Raw genomic sequence first — 387 nt, forward strand, 5'->3', positions numbered from 1 at the left:
CGTCGAGCCCGCCGGGAGCCCGCCCGCCGGGGACCTGCCCGCCGGGGACCTGCCCGCGACGGCCCGGGCCTTGGCGGCCGCTCCCGCCGCTGCCGAGTCCTCGACGGTCCGTGCCGAGCAGGACGGCACGTTCCGCGCGACGTTCGCCGGCCTCGCCGCCGGTGCCTGGCAGGTCTCGGCCGTCACCTGGACCGTGGACGACGTCGTCTCGGCGACCGGTACCGCCGTCCTCTTCGCCGTCGACCCGGTCCCGGCTCCCGTGCCGGGTGACGAGGCCGGCGTCCCGGCCGAGCCCGGGGCCTCACCTGCTGACCCGGGGCCGGGGTCGGCGTCACCTTCGCCGGGCGCCTCGCCGGGCGAGAGCGTCGTCCCGGCGGGTGCCCCGGG

General features: G+C 80.4%; 1 pseudogene. It reads left to right on the forward strand.

Annotation, left to right across the window (positions count from 1 at the left end):
* A pseudogene (locus IFT36_RS16190) lies at positions 1-387 on the forward strand (hypothetical protein); the annotation flags it as partial.

Origin of the sequence: Frigoribacterium sp. CFBP 13605 (genome assembly GCF_014839405.1) — a bacterium.
GTDB lineage: Bacteria > Actinomycetota > Actinomycetes > Actinomycetales > Microbacteriaceae > Frigoribacterium.